The sequence below is a fragment of the Variovorax durovernensis genome, assembly GCF_977011995.1.
The window spans coordinates 4259148-4278732 of the sequence record NZ_CDRNCW010000001.1; the positions used below are offsets into that span (position 1 = coordinate 4259148).

The window sequence follows — 19585 nt, forward strand, 5'->3', positions numbered from 1 at the left end:
CCCTCCAATGAAAATACGGCAGGTTCAGCACAAACCTACGCCAAAACCTACGCCGCGGCGATTGCTATCGCGACACGGGTTTTCTTCAAGCGGACCATAGCGTCAGCGCAGACGCGGACTATCGCCCCGCCACTTCAGCAGTCGCTTGCGTAGCTGGGCCAGAATGCGCGTGACGCCATACTGACCCTTGACATCGACGGTGGCAGTCGCGACTGCCTCTGCCCTCATGGCCACCCCGTAAATCCCATGGCGCCACAACAGCCGGGGCACGCGTGGCATCCGAACGAGGTAGTAGCTAGGGTAACGGACCATATCGCGAAGCACAGTGTTGAAAAGCGATGTATTGCGCGATTGCAGAACCTTGGCGGCATTCTTGACGGCCGATCGCTGCCGAGCGGCAACTTGGCCTCGACGCAATCCAGCGACCTGCAGGAGGCGAGCCCGCATGGCAGTGCCCACCACACTGGCAGAAAACTGAGAGGCCACAGTTCGCTGCCCCGCCTGCGCAATTTGTGCCCGCCATGTGAGGTCCAGCCACACACGCCGCATCAGCTTGGCAGCAGCGTCGATCTTGGGTTCAGCCCAGAGTGTCCCCGCTCTATACGGCCCATGAGCAGAATTGCTGCGCACGAGATCGAAAGGCACCAAGGCCGCATTGTCGGAATGCGTGAAATCTGCATTGCCGCTCCAACCTGTAGTCACCACGGGCAGGCCATATGCCATCGCCTCAGCAATCGAGAGACCGAAACCTTCGGCTCGATGCAGCGAAACAAAGCCGTCCACGGACGCCAGCAGTCGAAAGCGCTCATCGCTGTCCATCGCTTCCGATAGGAAGGAAATGCGATGGTCTTCTGCCGACTCGCGCAGCGACTGCATCAAGTCAGGCGCCGCCTTTGCGTTCAGCGCCTTGACGACCAGTCGAACAGCCTCCGACGGTCCAAAGGCTTCAACAAAAGCTGCAATGACGCCTTCTGGATTTTTCCGGAACGGAACGGAAGCAACGTCAAACTGGAAGAGAAAGACGAACTCGTCGCTCGCGGTCTCCGGCAGCAGTGTCTCAAGCCACGCACGGTCGCGTTTGATCGGTGGTGGCATCACCGTCGGGGGCATCACAGTGACCGGGATGGTGGTTTTTTGCCGGATGGCATCAGCGATGAACTGTGTCCCAACCCAGATCTCATCCACCAAATCGAAACGATCTGTCCACTCGTCCGGGAAGTCAGGAGTTTCCCAGTACCAACAGCCGATGCGATATTGGCTCAGAAACTCTGGCGCCAGTTTCGACAGCACATCGGGCAGCATGTCCGCATTGCAGCCGACGATTGTCGCGGCAGGAACGCCTGGGGCCCACCGCGGTATCGGGAGGCTGTACCGTCCTGTCGGTGCCGTCGTATCAAACGAAATATCGTGGCAGCGGACGGCAATTCCTGCCGCGTCCAAACCCGTAACACTGTTTCGCGCTGCCTCCCCAACACCAAGATGGGCACTGAGGTAACCGATGTAGTTCACGCTCATCTGGTCGGACTTGCCCGCAATTCCCAGACGCTCCACGAGACTGCGATCAAGGCCGAGTTCGCGCAGGCCGGAGGTCCGCATCCAAGCCATCAGACCCACTGCATCGTGGCCATCATCAAATGCGTTCACGAGATCGGCACGCATCTCAAGCACAGTTCGCATATACCGCGTCACATGATCGCCGGTCGCTTTGCCTCTTGCCCAACGCAAGAAGGCGGGATCCTCCAAGGGGTCGCCTAAGCCCACGCCTTCAGTGAGCAACTGACGATACAGCGCACGGCATGCTCGATCCCATGTGACACCGTCGGCGAAAGAAACCCGCGGGAGTTCCAACATGCGGAATCGGTCGATACCGGCATCTTTCAGTGCCTGCGCGTACTCGCCGAACAAGGTCTGTGCGTCACCCGGCAGGTTCCAGCCAAAGCGGCTCTCATAGCGCGACAGTTGCTTCAAGTCCGGGTTGAAGCCACTGAAGTGAAAGAAGACGAGATCCTGCACCTCCCCGCTCGCGGCCTTCATCTGCCAGCGATCGCCCGACCACTGTGGGCTGCGCTCGTGAAGATTCCAATACGCAGCGTTGAAGCCTATATGCCGCAGAACATTCGCTCTTGGCACAAGCAGTGGCGCGTTGTCCATCCACTTCTGATCAGTAAATACACCCGTGCGTACATCTTCAAAGCACAGCGTGCGCAACTTCTCATCCCACCATTGCAGCAGAAACCGCGCGCGGGGTGTGTCTCGCAGCGCCGCGAAGCCGAGGTTGTAAAGACCCGCCCGCAGGATGACGAGATCGTCTGGCATACATCCATCGTTGGGTATCGGCGCCAGCGTATGCGGCGTAAGGACAAGCTCGGCTTCTGCGCCCGCACCGTCCCAGAATTGATCCACCCTCTGAAACACGCGGATGTCCGGATCGAGATAAACGACACGCTGCACTCCTTGGTCAAGGAGGTAACGAAAGCAGGCCGGCTTCACGCTCGTCGCGAACTCCAGAAAGCTGTAATGGCTGCGTCGATGATTCCACTCTCTGCGCTCGAAGACCACCTCCGCTGCAACAAGGGTCACATGTTCCGGCAGCTCGACACCCTCTGGCTGTTGAGTTCCATGGAATCCTGACCCGCGATTTCCATCGAATATTGACCCACCCTCTTTGCGAGCCAGCCGGCTCACGGTGTGGATAAGTTCTTGGCTTTCTCCTTTTTAGGTTGGACTGCTTGAACGGGTTGAGCCGAGCTGTGCTTGAAGCGGAAGCTGTCGTTTCCGGTCTCCAGAATATGGCAGTGATGCGTGAGCCGGTCCAGCAACGCCGTCGTCATCTTCGCGTCGCCGAAGACGCTGGCCCACTCGCTGAAGCTCAAGTTGGTTGTGATCACCACGCTCGTGCGTTCGTAGAGTTTGGACAGCAGATGGAACAACAGCGCGCCACCTGATGCGCTGAACGGCAGGTAGCCCAGTTCATCGAGCACCACCATGTCCGCGTACATCAGTCGGTGCGCGATGTGGCCGGGATTGCCACTGGCCTTCTCTTGCTCGAGTGCGTTGACCAGTTCTACCGTCGAGAAGAAGCGCACCCGGCGGTGTTGGTGCTCGATGGCCTGCACGCCCAGCGCCGTGGCGATGTGGGTCTTGCCGGTGCCCGGACCGCCCACGAGCACCACGTTCTGCGCATCGTCCATGAACTCGCATCGGTGTAGCTGACGCACCAGCGCCTCGTTGACCTCGCTGTTGGCGAAGTCGAAGCCAGCGAGATCGCGATAGGCTGGGAAGCGAGCGAGCTTCAACTGGTAGGCCACCGAGCGTACCTCCCGCTCGGCTGTCTCTGCCTTTAGCAACTGCGAGAGCATCGGTTGGGCCGCCTCGAAGGCCGGCGATCCCTGCTCGGCCAGCTCCGCGACGGCCTGGGCCATGCCGTGCATCTTGAGTTCGCGCAGCATGATCACGATGGCGCCGCTGGCAGGGTCATGTCGCATGGCGCACCTCCTGGCTACTCGACTTGGAGTTCAGCGGCCCGCGCAGGCCGCCAGCAGCGCTGGCACGCCCCCGGAGCGTGTCGTAGCGCAGCACATCGGCCTTCGGCTCGTTCATCAGGCGCAGTGCCTGCGGTGCCGTGACAGGCGCCGGCGCAATGGGCTTGGCATCGAGCAGTCGGTGCAGCACATTCAGCACATGAGTCTTGCTGGCCACGCCGGCTTCCAGCGCCAGTTCGACCGCGGTCAGCACTGCCTGCTCGTCGTGGTGCAGCACCAGCGCCAGGATCTCCACCATCTCGCGGTCTCCGCCTGGCTGCTTCAGCAGCGCGGCCTGCAGCCGCCGGAAGCCCTGCGGCAGCTCGCTGAAGGGCGCTCCGTTCCTGAGCGCTCCTGGCTTGCGTTGCAGCACTGCCAGGTAGTGCCTCCAGTCGTAGACGGTCTGACCTGCGGTGTCGTGGCGACGGTCAATGATGCGCGTGTGCTCGCACACGATCTGGCCCTCGGCCGCCACGACGAGGCGTTCGGCGTACACGCGCAGGCTCACTGGCCGGTTCGCGTAGGAGGCCGGAACGCTGTAACGGTTGCGCTCGAAGTGCACCAGGCAGGTGGGCGAGACGCGCTTGGTGTGTTCCACGAAACCATCGAAGGGTCTGGGGATCTGCAACAGTAGTGGCCGTTCCTGCGCCCAGACATCGGCTACGGTCCCTGGCAGCTTGCCGTGGACGATCTCGCCCCACAGCGCCTTGCAGCGGTCCTCCAGCCAGTCGTTGAGCAGCGCCAGCGTGGCGAACGCCGGCACAGGTTGCCACAACCGGTGGCGCGCATCACGCACGTTCTTCTCGACCTGGCCCTTCTCCCAGCCCGAGGCCGGGTTGCAGAACTCGGCCTCGAACAGGTAGTGACTGACCATGGCGCTGAAGCGCGCGTTGATGTCGCGCTCCTTGCCGCGGCGTACCTTGTCCACGGCGGTCTTCATGTTGTCGTAGATGCCGCGCCGAGGCACGCCCCCGAGTACCTCGAAGGCCCGGTTGTGCGCATCGAACAGCATCTCGTGGGTCTGCAACAGGTAGGCGCGCACGATGAACGCACGGCTGTGGCTGAGCTTGAAGTGCGCCACCTGCAGCTTGGTGCGTTCACCAGCGATGACGGCCCAGTCCTCGCTCCAGTCGAACTGGAATGCCTCGCCGGGACCGAAGGCCAGAGGCACGAAGGTGCCGCGCCCGGTCGTCTGCTGGACCTCGTGGAGATGCGCATGCCACGCTCGTGCAAAGGCCGCCACGCGGTTGTAGGAGCCCTGGTAGCCCAGCGCCACCAGATCGGCGTGCATCTGCTTGAGCGTGCGCCGCTGCTTGCGTGACTTAGACGCCTCGCTCTTGAGCCAGCCGCCGAGCTTCTCGGCGAACGCGTCGAGCTTGCTCGGGCTGATGCGCTTCGCGTAGCTGGGCGCCGCCTCGCCCTCGCGAAGGTACTTGCGGATGGTGTTGCGAGACAAGCCCGTGCGCCGGGCTATCTCTCGGATGGACAGTTGCTCTCGCAGTGCCCAACGCCTGATGACACTCAGTGTCGCCACGTCAATCACTCCTGTGCTCCTGCTGCTAAAAGCAGCAGGTTAGGGTTATCACGTGGGTCAGATTTAGATGGAAATCACCGGGCCAAGTGGGTCACTTCTGGATGGAAATCAACAATGAACCAGCACTGGGGATCCGGGACCGCCGTCTCAGCATCAAACCAGGCCGCCATGTAGCCTTGGTGCGAGAAGAAGACGACGTGAGAGTTCTTCATCTGGTATCGAACGCCCTCCTCTTCGAGCAGATCCCGAAGCATCCCGTGGTTCGAAAAGACGCAGTCGATGAACCAGGCTGATCCGCGAAAGATGCCGTTCCAGTCCCGCCCCATCCAAAGTAGGTAATCCCTGTAGGCCTGGGGCAGCTGGAAACCCAGCTTGAGCTCAAGCGCTTCGACTTCCGCCTCGCTGGCGCCGATTGGGGCGCCTATTCTGGGCTCGATGTGAAGCGCGTGGAATTGCTTGGCGGATTCGATGGGCATAGCGACGCGGAGTTGTCGCGTCGAGTATGCCGAAGTGCGCGCGCCTCGCCTCCTACGGCGGGGGATTTGAGTCCCCTGCTCTACTGCGAGACAGATGCAGCGGAGGAGCCTGAACACTCGATTTTCGGCTGTGATCTTCGGATAGCAGGCTCCAACCGACACAAAGGCGGACCGCCTAAGTTCCAAGCGCAGTTGGCAGCCCGTGTCCATCTGTCCTCAGAGGATCTCCATAAAAAATCCCACGAATGTTAATTTTTTTCACCTACAATGTAGTCTTAGAAAATTAACATCACGGGACCATGCTCAACCGCAAACCCATCCTCATTAGCGATCAGTGGCAAGTCCGCCAGGAGCTTCGTGCGCTTGGCCTGACCCCCAACATCGTGACGCAAGTCGCCAAAGCCAGCGCCGCGGCCAAGGCAGAAGCGCTGGAGGTCGACCCGTGCAGCACGCCAGGCACCCTCGCCTACATCAAAGGTGTGCGGCAGATCCGGCTGGAACTCGTCCCCGAAGGATGGGTCATCAGCCGGGCCGGCAACGTGGAATCGACCGTCAATCACGTTCTCGGTATTCAGCTTTGCTTCCAAAGCGTGGATATGGCCTGCACCGAGCGGGATCCACAAGCGATTTCAGGCAAAGGATCCGGCTCGCGCAAGCTGATCCACGCTGGACAACAGGGAGAACTGTTCGAAGCTCCTCAGGTCGCAACGGCGACTCCCAGCGGCGCTGTCCCGACTGTTTGGGTGTTGTGCGTCAGCACCGAGGAAAAGAAGCTCCGCGCCGAAGTTTCTTGCCCGGAAATCTTCGAGGGAACACAGTTCGACGGATTCAGCAAACGCATCTTCGTTGTGGATGAGGATCTAGATCCGAGCCCGCGCGATGCCAAACGTCCTGATGATGGCGACAGTGGTGATTTCGAAGTTCGGATTGCAAAAAAGTGATTTCCCATGTTCAACGCTAACCGGCTTTCGATTGCACGAAAGCGGCGTCAACTCACCAAGAAGGAACTAGCCGAGAGGTCTGGAGTTACAGCGGTGACGCTTACCCGACTGGAGGTGGGTGATACCAATGAGCCAAGCATGGACACGGTCCGGGCCCTAGCTGGAGCCTTGGAATATCCGATCGAGTTCTTCTATTTGAGCGACTGCGAGGAACTGACCACTGAGGCAGTGAGTTTCCGCAGTTTGTCGAGCTTGACTGCGCGCCAACGCGACGCAGCGCTCGCAGCCGGCGCCATTGCCTTTGAATTTCATCATTGGGTTTCACAGAAGTTTTCACTTCCGGAGCCTCAGTTGCTGGACTTGCGGGAAGAGGAGCCGATTGCAGCAGCAGAAGCACTCAGGAGCCACTGGGGCATTGGCACTCGCCCTGTCGAGCACATGATCAAACTGCTTGAGGCGAAAGGTGTACGCGTTTTCGCACTTGCCGAACAACATAAGAATGTGGATGCCTTTTCGTGCTGGCGGGATGGAGTGCCGTTCGTATTTTTGAACACGTTTAAGTCGGCCGAACGTAGCCGCTTCGATGCAGCTCACGAGCTAGGTCATTTGGTTCTTCACATGCACGGTGCCAACAGTAATCGTGATGTTGAACGCGATGCGGATGCTTTTGCCTCTGCGTTCCTCATCAATCGAGGCGATCTTATCGGGCACCTTCAACGAGTTCGTTCGCTGGAACAACTGGTTTCTGCAAAATCGAGGTGGGGGGTATCGGTCGCAGCTCTGGCTCGAACGGCCTTCGATGCCAAACTCATTTCCGACTGGCATTACCGTGACCTTTGCAAGCAGATAAGCCAGCGAGGCTATCGAACTACTGAGCCTGAGGGACGTCCCAGGGAGAAATCCGTGCTGTGGCGAATGGTGTTCGCGGAACTCTGGCAAGAGGGTGTGACAAGAGACTCCATTGCCAGAACACTTCATATTCCAGCAGAGGAGATTGAAGCCCTTGTGGGAGAACTGGTTGTGCAACCTCCAGTTGCGCCACCGCGCCAGAAACCCACTCTATCCATCGTTTAAACATCTCTCGCCCGCCTCGCGCGGGCTTTTTTATGCCCAGGGCCGGAATCGAACCGGCACATCGCCGTTTCCGCCGTCAGCCCATTTCCGATCGCTTGCAATCAAAGACCGCGCTCGGCTCAATCGCCTTCAACGCCGGCGTCTTGCCGACGAACGTCACTCCTGCACTGATGAGGCGCCAGTCATCCAGCGACTTGAATAGCTTGAAGAGGTGGGTGACCTCGACGCCAGCAGCGGGAATTGTGTTGAAGACATAGATCGGCTCGCCAAACTGGGTGTCTGTCGAGCTCACCAACTCGGCTTTCAGTTTGACCATCGTCTCCGAGTCCTTGGTCCTGAAGCGCACCATGTCCATGTTGACAGTTCGCGAAGGCTCATCGATGGAGATTCTGCGAACCCAGTGCAGGTATGGCGGTAATAGTCCGCTCAAGGCCGTCGTTGACGGCCGGGTGCTTTATGGCGTGATGTCGGCCACGTGCTGGAGCAGGCCGAAGCCCACGCGCCAGGCCCGGCCGTCGCAGTGAACGGTGGCTGTGCGCTGGTTGAGGCGCTTGATCTCTCCGACCTGACGTTTGAGGCTTTGGTCGACGAAGCTGACGCGCTGGCCGACACGGAAGTCCTCCTTCCTGTTGATCTCCGGCGGCGGCCTCAGCGGCGCCGCAGGCGCCGCTGACGCTGATCTGGCATCCGAAGCATTCGGCTGTTCCTCCGCCGGCACGATGGCCGCATACAGCACGTTCAGGCGCTCTTTGCTCTGCTCGTCGACCAGCGTGGCTTGGCGGTCTTTCATGGCCACGATGCGGGCCCTGCGCAGTTTGCCAGTGCCCCAGTCCCAGTACTGCACCAGTTGGCCCATGTGCAGCTGCGAGCGCGCTTGCACGATGCGTCGGGGGTCGGCCATGAGTTGCTCGATGACCCAGCTGAGCTGGTACAGCTCGGCGCTGGTGGCCATGGGAAGGTCTTTGATCTGCTCGACACGCATGTCGGCAATTTTGCCAGCGGCAACGCTCAGGCCGCGAGCTTGTCTGCCGTCGCTGATGTCGTGGGCGTAGCCTTGACGAGCTCACCGGCGACGGCCCACGGCAGTAGCTCGTCGATGCGGTTGCTCGGGTGGTCAGCAATGCGCTCGAGCACGTGTCGCAGGTAGGCCTGTGGGTCAATTCCGTTGAGCTTGGCGCAGCCGATCAGCGTGTAGATCACTGCAGCGCTGCTGCCGCCGGCGTCGGAGCCGAGGTGCAGATAGTTCTTGCGTCCGATAGCGACGCCGCGCAGCGCGCGCTCGGCAGCGTTGTTGTGCGCCTCGATGCGGCCGTCGTCAACGAAGCGCGTCAGCGCCGTCCAGTTGCTCAGCGAGTACCCGATCGCCAGCGCCATCGGCGACTTTGCCGAGACCTGCGCTAGCGTTGTGTTGAACCACTCCCTCAATTCATCCAGCATGGGACCAGTGTGCTCCTGGCGAACCCGCATTCGCTCATCCGGCGTCTTGCCGCGGATGTCGGCCTCGACGCCGAACACCTTGCCGATGCGCTGTAACGCCTGGTGCGCCAGCGTTCCGGCCAGCTTGTGCTGACGCTCGTGGATGTCCCACACCTTGCGGCGTGCATGGCTCCAGCAAGCCGCCTCGACCACACGGCCGTCTTCGTACAGCGGGTGGTAGCCAGCGAAGGCATCCGCTTGCAGGATTCCCTTGAAGTGCCTCAGGTGACGAACGGGGTGTTCGCCCTTGCGGTTCACCGAGTATTGGAACCACACCGCCGGCGGCGCTGTGTCGCCGCTGGGGCGGTCATCCCTCACGTACACCCACAGGCGCCCGGTGCGGGCCTTGGCGCCCGCACCGCCGAGCACGCGGATCGGCGTGTCGTCGCCGTGGACCTTATCGGCCGCCACCACGTAGCGGCCGATCGCTTCGGCCAGCGGGCTCAGCAGGCGTGCCGCCTGCGCTACCCAGTCCGCCAGGGTCGAGCGCTGCAGTTCGACGCCTTCACGGCTGTAGATCTGGCACAGCCGGTACAGGGGCGTGTGGTCGCAGTACTTGCTCACCAGCACATGCGTGAGCAGGCCGGTGCCGGCCATGCAGCGGTCGATCGGCCGACTCGGCGCCGGTGCCTGCATGATCGTGCTGCAGGCCGCGCAAGCGAGCTTGGGGCGAACGTGGCGCACGACGTGGAAGGTGCCCGGCTCGTAGTCGAGTATCTCCGAGACGTCCTGTCCGATCTCGCGAAGGCCGCGGCCACAGGCTTCGCAGTTGCAACCGCTTTGCGGAGTGTGCACCACAGTGCGCCGTGGCAGGTGATCCGGCAAGTCCCGTACACCGGTGCGCTGTCGCTTCTGCCGCTTCTTGCGAGCCTGCTCGATGGACGTGACGTTGGAGGGATGATCGGCGCCTTCAGCGGGCACCGCCGGCTGCGCGAGTTGACCGCCCACGAGCTCAAGCTGCGCGTGCTCGAGCTGTTCGCTGGAGCGCCCGTACTTCATGCGCCGCAGGTAAGCCACCTCCACCTTGAGCTTCTCGACGGTCAGCAGTGCAATCTTCAATGCCTCTTGCGAGCGCTGTACCTCGCCGCTAAGAGCGGCGTTGGCAACCAGCAGTTCCTCGGAGGTCATGGGGTGCGACTGTGCCTGTCGTCACCCATTTCCACAGCGGGAGTTGCCCTGTCAACTGCAGAAGGCCGCCTATGCTGCCGCGCGCGGCTGCCAGGTACGCTCGGGCCGTCGCCAGTCGATGCCTTCGAGCAGCATCGACAGCTGTGCAGCGCTCAGCGAGATCGAGCCCGTTTCTGCCTGCGGCCAGATGAAGCGGCCACGCTCCAACCGCTTGGCCAGCAGGCACATGCCATCGCCGTCACTCCACAGCAGCTTGACGAGATCGCCTCGGCGACCGCGGAAGACGAAGACATGACCGCCGTACGGGTCCTCGCTCAGCGCGGTCTGTACCTTCGCCGCCAGCGTGTCCATGCCGCAGCGCATGTCCGTCACACCGGCGGCCAGCCACACCCGAGTGCCAGCGCGCGGGCCGATCATTCGCTCTGGCGCAGCGCGCGCAGGACACGGCGCAGGCTGTCTTCGTCGACCGGCCCGCGCAAGCGCAACTGGGCGCCGGCGAACTCCAACTCAATAACGCCGCTGCGCAGAGCCGACCTCGGTGGCGCCACAGCATGCTCGCCTGACGCGGGAACCGTCATGACCTCGGCCGCCGGCGCGACAGTCACCGGCAACAGTACAGCCGCCGACGCGCCGCCAGCAGCCCGAAGATGCTCCCTGCGCCACTTGAACAGCATGTTGGCGTTGACGCCGCCGTGCAGCGCGATCGCCGACACGGACGCGCCCGGCTCCAAGCTTTGTTGTACGAGCTCATGTTTGAACGCTCGGTCGTGATGTCGCCGGCTCGCCTTCCCTGCGTCTTGCTCACTCTTCATGGTGTGCACCATCTCCATTTAGCGCACACCTACAAGCGGGTCTGCGATTCGGGTCAGATGCTTCCCGCAGCCAGCGCGTCAGGCAAGGACGGCCTTCGTCGGACTATTACGTATGGCGTGTCCTTGCTCGCGACCGGAACGCATGTGATTGTCTTTGCAGACGCCGAGCCCGCGGCCAAGAGCAGCAGTAGCGCCTGGCAAGCGAGACGCCTAGTTTGAATTTTCATGGTCGCCCTCCTCTGTTATTGAGTGGGTCCACTTTAGCGCCTCGCGTCGATGCCCAGCTTTTGCGCCCCTTCCCTCGTGTTGATGGCAATATCACGGGTGTGATTGACCTCTCAACCCCGCCCGACCCTCGATGGCTTGACGCGAAAAGCAGGCGTGACGAATATTTGACCGTTGGGGGCCTCGCTGTCGAAGACGGTGTATCGAGCTACTTTGAGATGTACAGCGATACCTTTTTGGAAGGACTCAAGAAAGCCGGCATCTCCACTGCGCTTCAGTTGGCGCAGGTCCTTACCCGCATGGACGAATGCACGTCCGTTGGAGACTTTCTCGACCAGCCAGTCGACCAGGGAGTCGAACTTGCCGGATTCGGCTTGCTGCTGCTGGATCGCATGGCTGGTATTCGCTGGGGCAAAGACGATCCGACGGCCTGCTTTTGGCTTCATGAGCAGCTCTTCGAGTGCTTCGAGTACATCAGGGACAGCACAAAGCGGAGGGATTCAGCGAAGAAGGCTGTCGCCGCCCGGCACGCAAGCACCCGGCCTGCCAAACAGTTTGTCACTGCAGAGTGGCAGGAGCACCGTTCCGAATACGCGAACAACAAATCAGCCTTTGCTCGCGACTATGTGCGTCGGATCAAAAACGAATTTGACCTTAAAGTCACTGAAAAGCAGCTACGGGAGGTTTGGCTAAAGGACCTCGCCGATCCACGACCACCCAAGCCGTATTGAATGTCCAATCCGCAGATTCGGCATCCGCTTCAGGCCTTCGATCTCCATCTGTCGTTTGATGATGATCAGCCAGGATTCATCGCCAAGCGCGTCATGGATGCCAGAGGAAAACTCCACCTCGATGAGACCGTTTGGGCCGCCGGGTTCTTGGCGTACACCTATCTCGCTGGAATCTCAGAAGCCATCCTTACGCCCGAGGGTTATCGGGACTGGATCGGCGTCGCGAACGAGATGTTGGATAAGGAGTTTTTTCCTGACTTATTGAAGATGGTTGACCAGGGCCGCGTCTCATTCAATTTAGATTCACGAGCCGAATTAGAGGATCGCTGGAACGAATTCGACTGGGTCGAACGCTTGATGCTGCTCCTTCAGATCACGGACCAGCAGGCACCACACTGGCTGGTTGGAGACAGCCCGATTGATGGCTACGGACAACTCATTGCACTCGCGTTACTGTGGCGCGTTGATAGCGCCGTCATCTCTGAATTTCTAGACGGAAATGGCCTAATAGAAAACGTCGTTGACATATTGGCTCTGAGGGATCGGTTGCAGCTTCCCAAGAGCATGGAATCCACCCTGAATTTCGCCAAGCAACAGGCCAGACGCGAGCAGGCAACTCGGGCCGTCGCAGCCAGACATGCCCCTGGCAAACGTGCTCGAACATTTGTCCAGCATGAGTGGTCAACTCACCAGAACGCCTACAACGCAAACAAGTCAGCGTTCGCGCGTGACTATGTTCGTCGTGTCAAACATGAGTTCGGCGTTGATATAACGGAAAAGCAGTTGAGAGAGGTGTGGCTTAAAGATCCCCCGCCTACTGGCAAACCGGACGGTTAGCCGGTAGGCGGGTAGTGACGCCCCGTCCTCAGCCCTGCAAAGTCCGCCCCATACCGCAGCACATCGGATGCACCGCGGGCAAACCACAGCACGGCGATCACGTTGAGGGGCTACAGCGCTTCTTCCTAGGCAAGCACGGCTACAAGACTTGTACTGAGAGGCACACCACCTCAAGCTGATCGTTGCCTCTAAGCGGGGGAAAGAATCATGAACAAGATCATGGCGGGACACCGTCGGCGGAGCGTTGGGCGCGACAGAACAGTGGGCGAGACGAACTCCTTAGAACGGAACATCGTCATCCATGTCCGAAAAGTTGGCCTTGGCAAGTGGTTGGTCTGGCTTGTAGCCCGGGTACATAAATCCATCCTGCACTGCCGCTCTCATTTCGGAAGTCCACTTCGCACGCAACTCGGTGCCTGCTCCATGGACCTCGATCAATCGTGGCCACTCCTTGCGCACCACTGGAAAAACTTTGTCTTCAAGCACGGAGTTGTTCCACAAGACATTCCCCGACATATCCCGTCTCCTAGCCGGAGCCAGCAGCAGGCTGTCGTTCAACAGCTTCCATCGCTCCTGCTCCTCCTGCGTGAGCAATGCGGGATAGCTGATCGCAAGCTTAATGAAGCGTTCCGACTCGTCTACGTCCCAAAGCTTCGCGGCTTCCTCGGCAACGGTGATGCTTTCATCTCCGTTGTAGCCCGTGCCTTCGTGCAGCCGCACGTCTTTCAAGCTGATCTCAACTGCCCATTCGATGTAACTAGAGAGGGAGCGTCGCTGCTTCCGGGCTGCCAGCTCCGCCAAGTACCGCAACTGTGGGTCCAGCCTCACGGTCACGGTCTCGCTACGAGTCAGCCTGCTTGCGGTCTTCTTTGTCTCAGCCATTCGGCAATTGTCCACCCAACCTGGGCTTCCGCTCGATGTGCCAAAAAAACTTCAAAGTCACCATCAAAGCGCTTGTGCTCGAAACGACCACACAATACATTATCGAACACATGAGCCACTTTCAACTCTATTAGCCAAGGAGCTGCATGAACACCCCCGCGAGTCGCCCCTCATCAACGCCAGTGCGCATGCCAACAGAGCTCCGAGACTGGCTGAAGCACCAGTCCATCGACAACCGCCGAACTTTAGGAAATGAGATCGTCTTTCGGCTCCAAGAGTCCCGTGCTCGACAGCTCGGGCCACTTCTCAAATAAAGCGCTTTAGCAGACAGCGGCACCTCAATCACCAAAAGTCAGCAACGACGAAAAGGACAGCAATGAGCAATATCGTTCCCTTCACCTTCGACGGCACAAACATCCGGGCGCTCGAGATCGACGGTGAGCCTTACTTCGTCGGCAAGGACGTTGCCGAAGCACTGGGCTACGCGGACGCCAGCACGGCAATCCGCTCGCACTGCAAGGGGGTGCAAAAGCTGCACCCCCTTCAAACGGGCGGTGGCGTCCAGGAAATGCGCGTTCTCTCCGAGCCCGATGTGTTGCGCCTGATCGTGAACAGCACCCTGCCGGCGGCCGAACGCTTTGAGCGGTGGGTCTTCGAAGAAGTACTGCCCTCGATCCGCAAGACGGGCAGCTACACGGCACCGAGGGCAGCGCCCTCACCCGTGCGACTGGCCTACGACGCCGCCAAAGCCTTCCCGCCGCTGTTCCGCGTGGCCCGCCTGCTCGGCTGCGACAAGAACGCCGCAGCGATCAGCGCCAACCAGATGGTGCGCAAGCTCACCGACGTGAATTTGCTCGAAGGCCTGGGCCAAGTGCATCTCGAAGCCGAGAAGCAGGACACCCAGTTCTTCACGCCGACGGAGTTGGGCAAGCGCATCGGCGCCAGTGCTCGCGGCGTGAACCTGCTGCTCGCCGAGGCCGGTATGCAGATGAAGCGCGGTGATGTCTGGGAAGTCACCGATGCCGGCCGCGAGTTCGCACGCATCCTGGACACCGGCAAGAAGCACGGCAGCGGCGTTCCGATTCAGCAAGTGAAGTGGAGCCCCAATGTGCTGCCGCTGCTCGGCCCCGAGAAGGAGGCCGCATGAAAAAAATGGGACCAGATCGCACCGCAACCTTACGAAAGTGCGATCCGTTCCGTATTCTGTTTCCCACCAACATGGATGGCGTCGCCCCAAAAGGCGACGGCCGAGTGATTGAGCCCACTCGACCGTCTATGAAAAACCACCCCGTCAAAGGATAGGAACTTCACATGACGAATGATGCCACGCTCGCGCTGGCAGGCGCAACCGTGCCGCCCCCACCGCCGACACCCTCATTTCTGCCCGCAGCTTCTGCAGAAGGCAAAGAGAACTTGCACGACTTGCTCGAGCAAGCAGCCACCATCGCGTCGCTGCTTTCCCAGACCTTCGGCGGCGACAGCTCGTTCGACGAGCCCAACAAAGCCCCTGGCCTCTCGGGGATGGTCCAGGCCACAGCCTCTCTGCTGAGCACGGCCGGTGACCTCTCGAGGAACCTTGCCGTGTCGGAAACCACGCGAGATGTCGTGTGCCATGCCAGTTCCCTGGCCGCGCACCTTGAGGCCGTGTCGCAAGACGACCTCGGACGCGGGCTGCGCGGATTCCGCTTGGGAGATCGCTGCCTCTCGATGTGCTACTGGACCGTCGAGAAACTCGCTGCGCGAGCGGTTGAAGAGCTGACGAAGCGCGAGGTGCAAGCATGAATGCCGTCCTCGACAAGCCCCGCGCCAAGGCTGCCAAGCGCCCTGCCGTCGCCAAGAAGATCGAGCCGCCGCGGGTCACCATCGCGGACATCCGCGGCTGGATGGGCGCGGCAGAAGAAAAGCTCGAAATGGCCTACGACGCAGCAGAGCGCGGCGAGCCGATCGACACACTGCTCGACCACATCAATCACGACGTGATCCTGGAGCCCAACCTCGTCATCCGGCGTGAAGACATTACGCAGGCCGATGCGAAGCGCGTCTACAACGGCCTGTTTCCCGTGCTGGCCTGCATCCAGGGCGCGATCAAGCTCGCTGAAGGTACGGTGCTGCACGGCACGCTGGAAGAGGCATTTGCGTTGCTCGACGCCGCGCAGACCGCGCTCGATCCCGTGAACGATGCAGTTCGAGCGCTGCCGGTCGGCGGTGACGAGTACGACTTCCAACGCGGCAGGGATCTCGCGATCAAGATGCTCCGGGAATGCCGCGACAACGACTGTGCGAGCGAATGCCAACGCAGAAATCGCGATGCTGGCGCACGGCAAGTGAACATCGTGGGCGACTACTTCGTCGATGCCATGTGCGAGCAGTCTTTGTACGAAGGCTTCACCTCGGTCTTGTCTGGCGCCATCGGCCCGCAGGTTCTCGATCCCGAGTACTTCGAAGACCTGACGCTTGCCGAAACCCAGGCCGGCGCTGCGGGTGAAGACGGCACGCAGCAGCACGAAGGCGCAGAAGCGTCCGAGCCCACGACAGCACTGGCCCCTTCTGCGTTCGAAGCCCTTGGCATCGAAGAAGGCCCTTACGCCATGTTGTGCGAGGCCATCGCCATCATTCAGGCCCGCGCCATCGAGATCGGTTCTGACCTGATCTACGGGGTCAAGTACTGCGCGGAGCGTGGCAAGGAGATTCTGAGTGAGGGCATCGGCGCCCGCGATGTTCGGATGTGCGAGAACGCCTCCGCGCCCATCAGCGTGACGATTGCCGTGCTGGAAGCAGCACTGCATGCCGATGATGACGTTGCGCTGCATGGCGCCCTGCGCATTCTCGATCTCGCGCACGAGTCCCTCGATGAAGCTGTTGCACGGTGGGTGGCAGCATGAGCACCGCCGCTACCCGCACGCCGGCACTACGTCTGGTGCCCAAGCCCCAAGGAACCATCGATGCTGACCTGGTGGCGTTCGACGTGATGGAGTACATCGACACCGAGCACCCGACGCTTTGGGAGACCCTACCCAGAACCGCACGGGTCGGCCTGCGCAATGCCATCGTGCGGGCCGTGATGGCGGAGGATGCCAAGCGATGAAGAAGCTCCCTCTTCCTGTCGTGCAGATCAGGCCGCTCTACCTTGGGCGAGCCGATGCGGCTGCCTTCCTGGCCATCGGCGAGAGCACCTTCGAAGACCTGGTGGCGCGGGGCGAAGCGCCGAAGCCGCGCAAGGTCAGCAAGGGACGCACGGCGTGGCTCGTTGAAGAACTCGAAGCCTGGGGCCGCGAACGCCCCGAGTCCGACCACCTTCCGCCGAAGAACTGCGGCTACGGCCGAGCCGGCGCACCAGCCTGACGGTCGAGCGCCTCGAGGTACTTGGCCAGCTTGGTGAGCCAGAGCCGGCGCTCCTTGTCATAGGTGTGCGTGTTGTAGGTGCCCTCGATGGCCGGGGGTAGGTGGCCCAGCACCGCCTCGCCGATCTCCTTCGGGCACCCCAGCGCCGCCAGCATCGTGCGGCCGGTGCGGCGCAGGTTGTGCGGTGTCCAGTGCGTCACCGGGAGGATCAGCCCCTCGCTCTCGCGGCGGGCCACCTTCTCGGAGTACGGCTGCAAGCCATAGATGTAGGTCGAGAAGTCGTGCTGGGTGTACTGCTCGCCGCGGGCATCCTCGAATAGCAGCCCAGACTTGCCTACGGCCTTGAGGCGGCGCTGAACGATCTTCAGTGCACGCCCCACCAACGGCACGCGCAGATCGACGGCTTCCTCGAAGCGCGCATTCTTTGTCGCCTCCTTCGGCACGGTCCACCACCAGCCATCCTTCTCTTCGGTGACGTGCTCCGGGCGCATGGCCAGGATCTCAACGCCGCGCGCGCAGGTCCACAGGTACATCTGCGTCGCATCACGGCCGAGTTCGTGCATGTTCGGCAGCCACGCCAGCAGTTCTCCCACCTCATCGTCGCGCAGCACGCGCCGCTTCTGGCCCTGGTGCTCACCGCCGACGATCTTCCCTTTGCTTTTCAGCTTGCCCTTCATCAGGGTGGGCCACCAGTTCGGCACGTCCTGGTCGAGACGGCCAGCGTCCAGCGCACGCGACCACGCCGCGCCGAGCATCGAGCGTAGCTTTTGCGCCGCGGTTGGCGTAGCTTTTCGGGCGTCGAGCAGGTCGAAGCACGTAGAGCGGGTCACGGCAGCCGCAGGCGCATCGGCAAATGCCGGCTCTTCGTCCAGCAGCCTTTCGAGCGCCCTCCTCGCCGCGATGGCACCCGCTTCCTGGCGTTCCAGCTCGATGTGGTTGGTGATGTAGTCCTGCACCAGCTTGCGCACCGTGAACACCTCGGCGCCTGCCGGCACCGCAGTGGCAGGTTTGCGCTGCTGCCGCTGGAACGCCTTCGGGTCCACGCCGTCGGCGCGCAGGGTGCGCAGCCGCTCCACGGCCTCGGCCGCTTCGGATGGCCGCATGCCGGGATACGTGCCGATGCGGGTCTGCTTCATCAAGCCCGTTCCAGGCTGCTTGTAGCGGTAGGTCCACGTCATCTTCGACGCAGAGGCGACAAGGCGCAGTCCCTCGCAACCTTCAACGACGAGATGCTCGCCTGGCTTGAGCTGCTTGGCAGCGCGAACATCGAAGAACATGGCCCTATACTCCCGGCTGTCGTCGCTCGCAGGCATGCGTCCGACGGGTGGTTTCGGGTGTAGTTTCTATCAAAAAAACCTACGCCAAAACCTACGCCAAGGTGCCAAGTGGACAGGGGTTTGACCGGGTGACGTTGGGAACACGGTCGAAGTCGAAAGACCCTCTTTCCTCTGTAAAATCAGGTACTTAGGTCGATAACTCGTTAGAAATCAACGGGTTGCAAAATGCGGGTGTAGTTCAATGGCAGAACGGCAGCTTCCCAAGCTTCATACGAGGGTTCGATTCCCTTCACCCGCTCCACTCCCCCTCTTCCCAGATCGCATCACGTAGCCTTCACCGCGTCGACCAGAAACCGCACGAAGGCTTTTCCCGCATCGGGCAGCGAGCGGCCCGCCATGGTCTCTATCTCCAGATGGCGCTCGTTCATCTCGCGGTCCTTGAGTGGAATGACGACCAGCGCCTTGCTCTGCAGCAACGGGCGCATCGACAACGCACCGTAGAAGGCGATGCTGTCCCCACCCTCCGCCACAAAGCTCAACAGCGCGCTCGCGTGGTTGCTGGACATGGCCTGCATATAGCTCAGCCCCTGCCGGCTGCAACTGGCGTCGAGCAGGCGCCGTATCGAACTGTCTTCCTGCGGCAATCCCAGCGGGTACGCCACCACCTGGCGCAGCGACAACTGCCGCTGTGACGCCAGCGGATGGTCCTTGCCCATCACGGCCAGGATGGGACTGGGATGCCGCAGTTCGATCTCGATGCCGGGTTCGGGCACGGCGCTCAAGGTGATGCCGACGTCGGCTTCGCCATCGCGCACATGCCTGGAAATGTCGGCCGGAGAGCAGACCTGCAAGTGAAAGCGCACGCCCTCGTGCTTGCGCCGGAAGCGGGCGATCAGGGTCGGGATGAAGTCGAAGGCAAAGCCCTCGGTGCTCGCCACGCGCACATGTCCGCTGCGCAGGCCGCGCAAGCCGGCGATGTCGTTCGCAACCCGCTCGATGTCCTGCTGCGCCCGCTTGGCATGCGCCGCCAGCAGTTCGCCGGCGGCATTGGGCACCATGCCTCGCGCATGCCGGTCGAACAGCAGCGTGTCGAGTTCGCGCTCCAGGCGCGCCACCTGCCGGCTCACCGCCGAAGACGCGACGTTGAGCTTGAGCGCCGCTTCCTTCACCGAGCCGGTTTTCACGACCTCGAGGAAATAGCGGACCGCGGTCTCCTGCAAGGCACGAAGTGACATGGAATTCTCCGGTTCTCGATTGCTGATTTGGCAACGAAAGATTCTAAACATTGCGCTTGTTGCATCCACTCCCGACTCCTAGGATGGCCTTGTT

General features: G+C 61.3%; 22 protein-coding genes and 1 tRNA gene. 11 read left to right on the plus strand and 12 right to left on the minus strand.

The window, feature by feature from the left end; translation table 11 throughout:
- Window positions 1–102: 102 nt before the first annotated feature.
- From ACWV14_RS20260 to ACWV14_RS20275, 4 genes are all read right to left on the minus strand, one after another.
- Window positions 103–2685, minus strand: a complete 2583-nt coding sequence (locus tag ACWV14_RS20260) for a glycosyltransferase (RefSeq protein ID WP_454903336.1) — start codon at window positions 2683–2685, stop codon at window positions 103–105.
- The gene (istB, locus tag ACWV14_RS20265; RefSeq protein WP_454901618.1) at window positions 2682–3485 is read right to left on the minus strand and encodes an IS21-like element helper ATPase IstB; all 804 of its coding nucleotides are present in this window, start codon (window positions 3483–3485) and stop codon (window positions 2682–2684) included. The genes ACWV14_RS20260 and istB overlap by 4 nt, the downstream gene beginning before the upstream one ends.
- On the minus strand, window positions 3475–5064 hold the full coding sequence (gene istA, locus ACWV14_RS20270) for an IS21 family transposase (RefSeq protein ID WP_454901620.1): 1590 nt from the start codon (window positions 5062–5064) through the stop codon (window positions 3475–3477). The genes istB and istA overlap by 11 nt, the downstream gene beginning before the upstream one ends.
- Window positions 5065–5129: 65 nt before the next feature.
- Entirely contained in the window at window positions 5130–5531 is a 402-nt protein-coding gene (locus ACWV14_RS20275; RefSeq protein ID WP_454903337.1) for an SMI1/KNR4 family protein, read from the minus strand.
- A gap of 299 nt (window positions 5532–5830) precedes the next feature.
- Here ACWV14_RS20275 and ACWV14_RS20280 point away from each other — a divergent pair, with 299 nt between their 5' ends.
- On the plus strand, window positions 5831–6472 hold the full coding sequence (locus ACWV14_RS20280) for a hypothetical protein (protein WP_454903338.1): 642 nt from the start codon (window positions 5831–5833) through the stop codon (window positions 6470–6472).
- A 6-nt stretch (window positions 6473–6478) separates the two neighbouring features.
- Window positions 6479–7546 (plus strand): helix-turn-helix domain-containing protein, encoded by a 1068-nt coding sequence (locus ACWV14_RS20285; RefSeq protein ID WP_454903339.1) that lies wholly within the window; start codon window positions 6479–6481, stop codon window positions 7544–7546.
- Between the two features lie 76 nt (window positions 7547–7622).
- On the opposite strand, the gene ACWV14_RS20290 is transcribed toward ACWV14_RS20285, so the two are convergent.
- The 5 genes from ACWV14_RS20290 to tnpA all read right to left on the minus strand — a co-directional run bounded on the left by ACWV14_RS20290 (window position 7623) and on the right by tnpA (window position 10962).
- The gene (locus ACWV14_RS20290; protein ID WP_454903341.1) at window positions 7623–7901 is read right to left on the minus strand and encodes a hypothetical protein; all 279 of its coding nucleotides are present in this window, start codon (window positions 7899–7901) and stop codon (window positions 7623–7625) included.
- 99 nt (window positions 7902–8000) lie between these two features.
- A complete protein-coding gene (locus tag ACWV14_RS20295) occupies window positions 8001–8498 on the minus strand; it encodes a hypothetical protein (RefSeq protein WP_435497498.1) in 498 nt (165 codons plus the stop codon).
- A 56-nt stretch (window positions 8499–8554) separates the two neighbouring features.
- Window positions 8555–10135 carry an IS66 family transposase gene (gene tnpC, locus ACWV14_RS20300; RefSeq protein ID WP_454906007.1) on the minus strand — a complete coding sequence of 527 codons (1581 nt, stop codon included), beginning with the start codon at window positions 10133–10135 and terminating at the stop codon, window positions 8555–8557.
- Window positions 10136–10219: 84 nt separating this feature from the next.
- Window positions 10220–10567, minus strand: coding sequence for an IS66 family insertion sequence element accessory protein TnpB (gene tnpB, locus ACWV14_RS20305; protein WP_116914203.1), 348 nt, complete (start codon window positions 10565–10567; stop codon window positions 10220–10222).
- Window positions 10564–10962, minus strand: a complete 399-nt coding sequence (gene tnpA, locus ACWV14_RS20310; RefSeq protein WP_454902877.1) for an IS66-like element accessory protein TnpA — start codon at window positions 10960–10962, stop codon at window positions 10564–10566. The genes tnpB and tnpA overlap by 4 nt, the downstream gene beginning before the upstream one ends.
- 443 nt (window positions 10963–11405) lie before the next feature.
- Between tnpA and ACWV14_RS20315 the strand changes: the two genes are divergently transcribed.
- Window positions 11406–11918, plus strand: a complete 513-nt coding sequence (locus ACWV14_RS20315; RefSeq protein WP_454903342.1) for a hypothetical protein — start codon at window positions 11406–11408, stop codon at window positions 11916–11918.
- Entirely contained in the window at window positions 11919–12755 is an 837-nt protein-coding gene (locus ACWV14_RS20320; protein ID WP_454903343.1) for a hypothetical protein, read from the plus strand.
- A 279-nt stretch (window positions 12756–13034) separates the two neighbouring features.
- On the opposite strand, the gene ACWV14_RS20325 is transcribed toward ACWV14_RS20320, so the two are convergent.
- Window positions 13035–13637: a hypothetical protein gene (locus ACWV14_RS20325; RefSeq protein WP_454903344.1), complete on the minus strand. Its 603-nt coding sequence runs from the start codon at window positions 13635–13637 to the stop codon at window positions 13035–13037.
- Window positions 13638–13825: 188 nt separating this feature from the next.
- Here ACWV14_RS20325 and ACWV14_RS20330 point away from each other — a divergent pair, with 188 nt between their 5' ends.
- From ACWV14_RS20330 to ACWV14_RS20355, 6 genes are all read left to right on the plus strand, one after another.
- On the plus strand, window positions 13826–13951 hold the full coding sequence (locus ACWV14_RS20330; protein ID WP_454906045.1) for a hypothetical protein: 126 nt from the start codon (window positions 13826–13828) through the stop codon (window positions 13949–13951).
- A gap of 62 nt (window positions 13952–14013) precedes the next feature.
- A complete protein-coding gene (locus tag ACWV14_RS20335) occupies window positions 14014–14784 on the plus strand; it encodes a BRO-N domain-containing protein (protein ID WP_454903345.1) in 771 nt (256 codons plus the stop codon).
- 164 nt (window positions 14785–14948) lie between these two features.
- The gene (locus ACWV14_RS20340) at window positions 14949–15419 is read left to right on the plus strand and encodes a hypothetical protein (protein WP_454903347.1); all 471 of its coding nucleotides are present in this window, start codon (window positions 14949–14951) and stop codon (window positions 15417–15419) included.
- Window positions 15416–16519: a hypothetical protein gene (locus ACWV14_RS20345; protein ID WP_454903348.1), complete on the plus strand. Its 1104-nt coding sequence runs from the start codon at window positions 15416–15418 to the stop codon at window positions 16517–16519. Before ACWV14_RS20340 ends, ACWV14_RS20345 begins: the two co-directional genes overlap by 4 nt.
- A complete protein-coding gene (locus ACWV14_RS20350) occupies window positions 16516–16722 on the plus strand; it encodes a hypothetical protein (protein ID WP_454903349.1) in 207 nt (68 codons plus the stop codon). Before ACWV14_RS20345 ends, ACWV14_RS20350 begins: the two co-directional genes overlap by 4 nt.
- Window positions 16719–16979 (plus strand): helix-turn-helix transcriptional regulator, encoded by a 261-nt coding sequence (locus ACWV14_RS20355; protein ID WP_454903351.1) that lies wholly within the window; start codon window positions 16719–16721, stop codon window positions 16977–16979. Before ACWV14_RS20350 ends, ACWV14_RS20355 begins: the two co-directional genes overlap by 4 nt.
- Here the strand turns inward: ACWV14_RS20355 and ACWV14_RS20360 are convergent.
- Window positions 16952–18256 carry a tyrosine-type recombinase/integrase gene (locus ACWV14_RS20360; protein ID WP_454903353.1) on the minus strand — a complete coding sequence of 435 codons (1305 nt, stop codon included), beginning with the start codon at window positions 18254–18256 and terminating at the stop codon, window positions 16952–16954. The genes ACWV14_RS20355 and ACWV14_RS20360 overlap by 28 nt on opposite strands.
- Before the next feature lie 227 nt (window positions 18257–18483).
- Here ACWV14_RS20360 and ACWV14_RS20365 point away from each other — a divergent pair.
- Window positions 18484–18557: transfer RNA gene (locus ACWV14_RS20365), tRNA-Gly, on the plus strand.
- 22 nt (window positions 18558–18579) lie between these two features.
- On the opposite strand, the gene ACWV14_RS20370 is transcribed toward ACWV14_RS20365, so the two are convergent.
- Complete coding sequence (locus ACWV14_RS20370; protein ID WP_454903354.1) at window positions 18580–19491, minus strand: LysR family transcriptional regulator; 912 nt, start codon at window positions 19489–19491, stop codon at window positions 18580–18582.
- Window positions 19492–19585: the final 94 nt, after the last annotated feature.

Coding starts and splice junctions, on each gene's coding strand:
- ACWV14_RS20275 (WP_454903337.1), bottom strand. CDS start 5,531: ATGCCCATCGAATCCGCCAAGCAATTCCACGCGCTTCACATCGAGCCC.
- ACWV14_RS20315 (WP_454903342.1), top strand. CDS start 11,406: ATGTACAGCGATACCTTTTTGGAAGGACTCAAGAAAGCCGGCATCTCC.
- ACWV14_RS20350 (WP_454903349.1), top strand. CDS start 16,516: ATGAGCACCGCCGCTACCCGCACGCCGGCACTACGTCTGGTGCCCAAG.
- istB (WP_454901618.1), bottom strand. CDS start 3,485: ATGCGACATGACCCTGCCAGCGGCGCCATCGTGATCATGCTGCGCGAA.
- ACWV14_RS20295 (WP_435497498.1), bottom strand. CDS start 8,498: ATGGCCACCAGCGCCGAGCTGTACCAGCTCAGCTGGGTCATCGAGCAA.
- ACWV14_RS20360 (WP_454903353.1), bottom strand. CDS start 18,256: ATGTTCTTCGATGTTCGCGCTGCCAAGCAGCTCAAGCCAGGCGAGCAT.
- tnpB (WP_116914203.1), bottom strand. CDS start 10,567: ATGATCGGCCCGCGCGCTGGCACTCGGGTGTGGCTGGCCGCCGGTGTG.
- ACWV14_RS20335 (WP_454903345.1), top strand. CDS start 14,014: ATGAGCAATATCGTTCCCTTCACCTTCGACGGCACAAACATCCGGGCG.
- ACWV14_RS20285 (WP_454903339.1), top strand. CDS start 6,479: ATGTTCAACGCTAACCGGCTTTCGATTGCACGAAAGCGGCGTCAACTC.
- ACWV14_RS20325 (WP_454903344.1), bottom strand. CDS start 13,637: ATGGCTGAGACAAAGAAGACCGCAAGCAGGCTGACTCGTAGCGAGACC.
- ACWV14_RS20320 (WP_454903343.1), top strand. CDS start 11,919: ATGTCCAATCCGCAGATTCGGCATCCGCTTCAGGCCTTCGATCTCCAT.
- ACWV14_RS20330 (WP_454906045.1), top strand. CDS start 13,826: ATGCCAACAGAGCTCCGAGACTGGCTGAAGCACCAGTCCATCGACAAC.
- ACWV14_RS20370 (WP_454903354.1), bottom strand. CDS start 19,491: ATGTCACTTCGTGCCTTGCAGGAGACCGCGGTCCGCTATTTCCTCGAG.
- ACWV14_RS20340 (WP_454903347.1), top strand. CDS start 14,949: ATGACGAATGATGCCACGCTCGCGCTGGCAGGCGCAACCGTGCCGCCC.
- ACWV14_RS20290 (WP_454903341.1), bottom strand. CDS start 7,901: ATGGACATGGTGCGCTTCAGGACCAAGGACTCGGAGACGATGGTCAAA.
- ACWV14_RS20280 (WP_454903338.1), top strand. CDS start 5,831: ATGCTCAACCGCAAACCCATCCTCATTAGCGATCAGTGGCAAGTCCGC.
- ACWV14_RS20345 (WP_454903348.1), top strand. CDS start 15,416: ATGAATGCCGTCCTCGACAAGCCCCGCGCCAAGGCTGCCAAGCGCCCT.
- tnpA (WP_454902877.1), bottom strand. CDS start 10,962: ATGAAGAGTGAGCAAGACGCAGGGAAGGCGAGCCGGCGACATCACGAC.
- ACWV14_RS20355 (WP_454903351.1), top strand. CDS start 16,719: ATGAAGAAGCTCCCTCTTCCTGTCGTGCAGATCAGGCCGCTCTACCTT.